The sequence below is a fragment of the Chamaesiphon sp. VAR_69_metabat_338 genome (genome assembly GCF_031423935.1).
In the GTDB taxonomy this organism is placed as follows: domain Bacteria; phylum Cyanobacteriota; class Cyanobacteriia; order Cyanobacteriales; family Chamaesiphonaceae; genus Chamaesiphon.
In genome coordinates this window covers 1-7,241 of the sequence record NZ_JANPGM010000165.1, presented here as the reverse complement: position 1 = coordinate 7,241, position 7,241 = coordinate 1, and the positions used below count along the sequence as shown (strand labels likewise).

The window sequence follows — 7,241 nt, the reverse complement described above, 5'->3', positions numbered from 1 at the left end:
AGCGGCATCGACATTCCGAATTTCTTCACCCAAGCGGCTAAAATCCGCTGAGAGGATGGACGGGGAAATCACTAGGGATTTATTGCTCATAATTACTATAGTTCTCCTGAAGTTTAAATTTCGGTAAAAATTTTAACAATTTCTACAATTTTAACAGGGGTTAGGAACCGATCGGCTAAGTTACTATTTATGACCGATCGAGTTAGCGATCTCAGCAACTAGTTGGCGATCCGATCGGGAGATCGCGATCGGATCGAGCCGCACTGGACAAGTTGAATATGCAGCACAGGAGGATCGACATCGGTTGAATATGAGTTGCAGGAAGTTTGGCACAAAAGCGATTCAAAAGCCAAATAGCCTAACTAGTCCTGGTTAACTCGATAAATCTCTCGATCGCTAGATAACAACCACACCCAAATCAGAAACACTAGAGATAAGCATTGCACCGAGCGGTTCGGAGTCGTCTATCTCAACTTAAATCATGGTACAAATTTGGCTTCAGATCGGTGTAGTCGGGATGGTATTGGGTAGCCTCGTATTTGGATTTGGCGCACACCGTGCTTCAGAGCGGCGATGGCAGATTCTATATACCCTGAATTTTTTTATCTGTCTCATCGCTGCGGGATTGTATTTAGCGATGTCTCTGGGTTTAGGCTCGCAAGTTATTTACGATCGACCGACATTTTGGGTGCGATATATCACCTGGTTTTGCTCGACACCTTTACTCATCCTCGATCTCGCTTTTTTGGGTCGCACCAATTTACCAATTACGTGTAGCTTACTCGGGGCCAATGCCTATATGATTGCGACGGGATTCGTCGGCGCAATTACACCCAAACCGATGAATCAAATCTGGTATTTGGTGAGCTGTGGTGCATTTTTAGCCACGCTTTACCTCTTGCTCAAACCCTACCGCAGCCAAGCAGAAGCACACTACCCCCACGCCAAGCAAGTATTTCGGAAGCTGCTGACCGCTCACGTCGTATTGTGGACTCTATATCCTGTCGTCTGGATTTTGGCTGCGACTGGTTTTGGCGTTATCAGTCAAGGATACGAAACGATGAGCTACACGCTGCTGGATTTAGCTTCTAAAGTCGGATTCGGATTCCTATCGCTCAACTCTTTGTACCAGCTAGAGTCGCAAAAGGTTTGAATCAATACTCGCTAATCCTGCGTGTATTAAGTAACTTTTACCGTTGTGCTGGTTCTAATCGGATGAGTTTACCGTCAGATTCATCAGTCAAAATATACAATAACTCATCGGGGCCTTGACGGACATCTCTGACCCGCGAGCCGATTGAGATCTGCTCTTGGTTGAGGACTTTGCCATTAGCATCTAGCTCGATTCTACGGACTGCTCGATCGACCAATCCGCCTGCAAAGAGATTTTTTTGCCATTGTGGAAATCGCTTTCCATTGTAAGTTGTCAAACCCGAAGGTGCGATCGCTGGCGTCCAAACTGCTTTGGGATCTTCCAATCCAGGTAACGATTTATTTGGTGAAATATCGCTACTAGATCCATACTCTTTACTATAGGTAGCCAACGGCCAACCATAGTTTTTGCCTTTTTGCACTAGGTTGAGTTCGTCACCGCCGTTCGATCCGTGTTCTGTCGCCCAAACTCGCTTGGTAACTGGGTCGAAGGTCATGCCTTGAATATTCCGATGTCCGTAGCTCCAGATTGCGGGGTTGATATTCGCAGCTTTGACGAAAGGATTATCGCGGGGAATCGAACCATCATCTTTGAGGCGGAGGACTTTACCGAGCTGGCTACGCCGATTTTGAGCTTGGAAGCGGGGTAATTTACCCTCGATTTGCAGTGGGGGATTGCCACCATCGCCGATCGCCAGTAGCAGGGTATTATCGGGTAACCACACGATCCGCGAACCAAAATGTTGCGAACCGGGTTTGACGGGAGTGACTTCAAAGATAACTTGCAGATTTTTGAGGTTTTTGCCATCAAACACTGCTCTTGCCAGTCGCGTGCGATTGGCGGTGTCGTTGCCGTGAGCGTAGGTGAGATAAACCAGCCGATTTTTGGCAAATTGCGGATGGAGCGAAACATCCATCAATCCCCCCTGACCGCTGGCAAATACCGCTGGAACGCCGCCGATCGCGGTAGGATCGAGGACACCATTACGGACGATTCGCAGCCGCCCAGGCCGCTCGGTGACGAGCATGGTACGATCTGGTAGCCAAGCCACACTCCAGGGATTTTCTAACCCGCTGACTACGGGAACTAGACGATAATTTGCCTGGGCACTCTGACTGACTGGAGATTTCTGGGCGTTACTAGAACAAGCCAGACTAGATATCACTGCAAGCGCGATCGTTTTCAATGCTAGAGATCGCCACGAGAATTTGGTGAGGATATTCACAACAAGCTACAGATTGCTAAAATATTTCGGCGATTGGACACTGCCGATCTATCTATATTTTTACATCCTTTTCTAAGTATCTAGGACGAAAGATAATTAGAATTTCGATTTGCTTTAAAATCTAGTATTTTCTGGCGTAAATCTAGTAAGGGTAATTCATGAATTACCCCTACTAGATTTACGAGAAACGAACAGAGAGATGTGAGAATATTCATCGCAGCCTACTCCGTTACTTGGTGCGATCGTAGCTTTAGCAATGATAGGAACTCAGCCAACTCCACTAACCCCTCAGCCTCTTGTCGCTCGTGTTCGGAAAGCTGTGTACCTGCATCTTGTCGATCGAGTAAAAATTGTAAGCGTTCGCGTAGCGTCGGCTCTGCCGAATCTTGAACTGCTGTGGGAAGTTGAAATTGAGCTAATCCGATCGGAATTTCGATAACTTGCGTCATAGTAAAACCAAAATAAAGTTTTAATCCTTACCGAAAATTATAGTGATTTGAAACATCAATTGAATCGATCTTAGTTCTGAGATCCTAAACGATTAACTAAGATCGATCTCCATCTTGCCCTGACTCCAGACTCTTCACCCAATTAATTACCGTATTGCAATCTACCCCAGTTTGACGTTCGATTTCCCGAAAGCCGATTCCTGCTTTGTGGAGATCTAGACACCTGTGTCTAATTTCTAGAGGATATCCTCTTTGGGTGTATCGATCGAGAAATTGCCGCCCACATCCTCTACAGATGTATCTTTGCTTGCCTTGCTGTTTACCATTCTTCGCCACTCGATCGCTCTGACAGTCAGGGCATATCATCAATTGATTAGACGATTGGAGTAAATGGTCGCCGATGTGCGGATTGAGATAGCCATAGAGGACATCTTTAATCTCGGCATAGATATCCTGTCGATATTTTGCATCATTTTTGAGCACATTCGGCACCAACCCCTGAACGATCTTGTGAGCAACCTCCGACAGTAATTCACTTTTGGCTATACTCAAACTGGGGTTGCGTTGGCGATAAAAATTGGCATGTCTTTTGTTTGAAATTGACTGAAGAGTAGGAATATCGGCCATCATAGTTTCCATCTCTCCGATCGGCTGCAAGTAATACTGTACGACAATACAGCGGGGAATTGGCTCCTCGTAATAGATTGCATAGGCATCGATATATTCACTAATACCTCGATCGAGTGGTCGATCGATTCTCTGAGCGAAAAAATCCGCCTCGATACACTCCTCCAGCCGCAGATGCTCGGTAAATATAGCATTGAAAATTGCTAATTTATCTGGAAAAAATTGGTAAATCGAACCGACTGCGGTACTGGCTCGATCGGCTATTTGTTGGATTGTCGCCGCTGCAAATCCTGCCGCTGCGAAAACTTCCGCAGCGGCGATGAGAATCTTCTCTACCCGCTGCTTCCCACGTTTTTGTTGAGGTTGGCGGCGGAGAGTTTTATCGCTTGACAAAGATGAGGACTTGCTCATAAACTAATTGTGTCACAATTTGGAATAAATTGTTGTTATGACCGATAAACTCAAGTCCGCAGACATGATGCCAGGTAGTTTTGGATTGCCGTTCATTGGGCAGACGATCGGCATCCTCGCCCAACAAGAGCTATTTTATTGGCAGCAGTACCAACAGTACGGCAATATTTTCAAAATATCACTACCAAAGGCGATCGGTTTTGGTAAATGTGCTTGTCTGATTGGGCCAGAGGCTAACCAATTGGTATTAAAAGATGCAGCCGACAAGTTATCATCGCGACTGGGGAATCGATCGCTAGAACCGATCGTCAGTAAAGATCTGGTATTGCTGCAAGATGGCGCAGAGCATCGCGCCAGTCGAAAGCTGATTATGCCGATGTTTCACCATCAGGCGATCGCGTCTTACTTTGACACGATTCAGGCGGTTGTTAACGAAACAGTGGCAAATTGGGGCAAGTTGGGCACCATTAACCTGGAAACCGAGATGCGGAAGCTGACACTGGCGATCGCAATTCGGACGTTTCTGGGTAGCAACAAAACAGAAGATATCGATCGAGTATCCCAATGGTATGTAACCTTATTAAACAGCCTCAATGGGATGGTGAAGTGGGATAGCCCTCTGACTTTTTACGGACGCGGACAAGCAGCACGGCGCAAAATTGCTGACTATATTCGGCAGATTATTAAAGACAGAATTGAGCTGGGCGATTTAGAGAAATCCAAAGATGTTATCGGTTTCTTGATGAGTATTGTCGATGAAGATGGGAATAAATTTACCGAAACCCAAATTATCAATCAAGCGATCGGATTTCTATTTGCCGCCCATGAAACTACCTCTAGCCTGATGAGTTGGTTGATGTTTGAACTGGGCAATCGTCCCGAATGGCGGCAGAAATTACGCGCCGAACTGCAACAAGTGGCGGGTAATGAGCCATTAAAACTCCAACAGCTCCGCCAACTGCCCCAACTGAGTAACGTTCTTAAAGAAGGCGAACGCCTTTATCCCCCAGTTCACGCAATCGCTCGCGCGGCGATCGAAGATATCGAATATGCTGGCTACACTATTCCGGCTGGTTGGTATGCAATTATTTTCCCCAGCATGACTCATCAAATGCCAGAAATTTATAAAGATCCAGAGTCATTCGATCCCGACAGGTTTGCGCCCCCGCGTGAGGAAGACAAGAAATATCCGTACTCTCTAATTGGTTTTGGTGGCGGTGCCCATAGCTGCATCGGCGTGGAATTTGCAAATATGGAGATGAAGATAATTCTCTCGACTTTGCTGCAAAATTACGATTGGACGGTGGCACCTACCATTGCGGAAATTTCGCCAGTCCGCAAACCTTTTAGTATGCAGAAAAAGTTAACAGCAACGTTCATAAAAATCCCCTCTTGGGAGGGGTGCCCGTAGGGCGGGGTGGGTAGATCTCCGCATCTCACAAATCCTTTATGAAGCTTCGATCGATTGATAACGGGAAGCCAGATCGATCGAAAGAGTTCGCGCGAAGATGGTGAACCCACCCCGCCCTGTCGGGCACCCCTCCGAGGAGGGGATTTTTTGACTAATCGATCGCTATCACAATCCAATCAAAAATCATGTCTGACAACTATGTCGATCGCAAAATTGCAGAGATTCGACGGGAGTCCGATATTCAGATTGTTTAAAATAAAATCATCCTGTCTGATACCACCAATATGACCGATCGACTCAAGTCTGCTGAAATGATGCCGGGTAGCTTTGGATTGCCGATATTTGGTGAAATCATCAACATCATCAGCAAGCAAGAGCTATTTTATTGGCAGCAGCACCAGCAGCATGGCAATGTGTTTAAAACAGCCGCATTAGGATTTGGGAAAGCTGCCTGTCTAGTCGGCCCAGAAGCCAACCGCCTGGTTTTAAAAGAGCAAGCCGACAGGTTATCATCGCGATTGGGCAATCAATATCTCGCCCCGATCGTCAGTACCGATGCAGTGTTACTTCAAGATGGCGAACAGCATCGTACCAGTCGAAAGATGATTTTACCAGTATTTCATCAACAGGCGATCGCTTCTTACTTTAATACGGTGCAGTCGGTAGTGACGGCGGCTGTAGCTGATTGGGGCGAACGTGGCACGATCGATCTCGATGCCGAATTACGCAAGCTGACGCTGGCTATCGTGGTGAAGACTTTTTTAGGCAGCGAAAAAACGGCAGAGATCCAGCAAGTGAGCGAGTGGTTTACGACTCTAACTGGAGGTTTGTATGGACTCTTCAAGTGGGATACTCCCCTCACCATTCATGGTAGAGGGCAAGCTGCCCGCCGCAAAATTGTCAAGTATATTCGGCAAGTAATTAGAGAACGGATCGATCGCAGCAACGATCCAGCCAATGCGCTGGATGTCTTGGGGCTGTTGATGAATACCGTCGATGAGGATGGTAATAAGTTCACTGAAACCCAGATCGTCAATCAAGCGATCTTGTTTTTGTTTGCCGGACATGAAACGACATCTAGCCTGATGGATTGGGTGTTATTTGAATTGGGCAATCGTCCCGAATGGCGGCAAAAACTCCGCGCCGAACACCAGCAAGTAGTTGGGGACGAACCGATTGCCATGAGCCATCTCCGCCAACTACCCCAAATGAGTAATGTCCTCAAAGAAGGCGAACGTCTCTATCCACCACTTTTTCTCATTAGTCGCATGGCGATCGCCGATATCGAATATGCTGGTTATCTGATCCCCGCAGGTTGGTATCTACTCATTTTTCCAATGCTCACCCATCGCTTACCAGAAATTTACCAAGATCCAGATTTATTCGATCCTGACAGGTTTGCACCACCGCGTGAGGAGGATAAGAAACAGCCATATTCATTAATAGGTTTCGGCGGTGGCGTACATAGTTGTATCGGCGCGGACTTCGCCCAAATGGAGATGAAAATAATTCTCTCGACGTTGTTGCAAAATTACGACTGGACGGTAACACCAACTACCGCCGAAATTTCGCCAGTGCGCCGCCCATTCATGACCCAGAAAAAGCTAACAGCAACATTTACCAAAATCCCCTCCCAGGAGGGGTGCCCGAAGGGTGGGGTGGGTAGATCTCCGCTTCCCACAGATCTCCTGTAGATCGATCCAATTCGATCTTAAGGAAATCGTTTGGAGTTGTTGTAAATGTTAGCGCAGTTGGAGTTAGTTGGCTCGATCGACGATGGCGACCCACCCCGCCCTTCGGGCACCCCTCCGAGGAGGGGATTTACCAGAAGTGTTGAATGTTGGAACATACACCTCCTAAAAATGGGTACAGCATTCCTACAAAAGGCTATTATTACAGCTAAAATACTATCTTTCTAAACCAATGCACATAGCTAATATTTTCACACATAAAAGCCTGCAAATA

Annotated in this window: 6 protein-coding genes and 1 pseudogene; 3 read left to right on the top strand and 4 right to left on the bottom strand. The window is 46.7% G+C overall.

Annotation, left to right across the window (positions count from 1 at the left end):
• Positions 1 to 90: pseudogene (locus RMO84_RS04905) on the bottom strand (ribulose-phosphate 3-epimerase); the annotation flags it as partial.
• A gap of 391 nt (positions 91 to 481) precedes the next feature.
• On the opposite strand from RMO84_RS04905, the gene RMO84_RS04900 reads away from it, so the two are divergent.
• Positions 482 to 1,153 (top strand): bacteriorhodopsin, encoded by a 672-nt coding sequence (locus tag RMO84_RS04900; protein WP_310487361.1) that lies wholly within the window; start codon positions 482 to 484, stop codon positions 1,151 to 1,153.
• Between the two features lie 37 nt (positions 1,154 to 1,190).
• Here the strand turns inward: RMO84_RS04900 and RMO84_RS04895 are convergent, their stop codons facing one another.
• From RMO84_RS04895 to RMO84_RS04885, 3 genes are all read right to left on the bottom strand, one after another.
• The gene (locus RMO84_RS04895; RefSeq protein WP_396135772.1) at positions 1,191 to 2,378 is read right to left on the bottom strand and encodes a PQQ-dependent sugar dehydrogenase; all 1,188 of its coding nucleotides are present in this window, start codon (positions 2,376 to 2,378) and stop codon (positions 1,191 to 1,193) included.
• A gap of 221 nt (positions 2,379 to 2,599) precedes the next feature.
• Positions 2,600 to 2,827 (bottom strand): hypothetical protein, encoded by a 228-nt coding sequence (locus RMO84_RS04890; RefSeq protein WP_310487360.1) that lies wholly within the window; start codon positions 2,825 to 2,827, stop codon positions 2,600 to 2,602.
• Between the two features lie 96 nt (positions 2,828 to 2,923).
• Positions 2,924 to 3,865 carry a TetR family transcriptional regulator gene (locus RMO84_RS04885; protein WP_310487359.1) on the bottom strand — a complete coding sequence of 314 codons (942 nt, stop codon included), beginning with the start codon at positions 3,863 to 3,865 and terminating at the stop codon, positions 2,924 to 2,926.
• A gap of 37 nt (positions 3,866 to 3,902) precedes the next feature.
• Between RMO84_RS04885 and RMO84_RS04880 the strand changes: the two genes are divergently transcribed.
• On the top strand, positions 3,903 to 5,276 hold the full coding sequence (locus RMO84_RS04880) for a cytochrome P450 (protein ID WP_310487358.1): 1,374 nt from the start codon (positions 3,903 to 3,905) through the stop codon (positions 5,274 to 5,276).
• Positions 5,277 to 5,560: 284 nt separating this feature from the next.
• On the top strand, positions 5,561 to 6,970 hold the full coding sequence (locus RMO84_RS04875) for a cytochrome P450 (protein ID WP_310487357.1): 1,410 nt from the start codon (positions 5,561 to 5,563) through the stop codon (positions 6,968 to 6,970).
• Positions 6,971 to 7,241 lie beyond the last annotated feature (271 nt).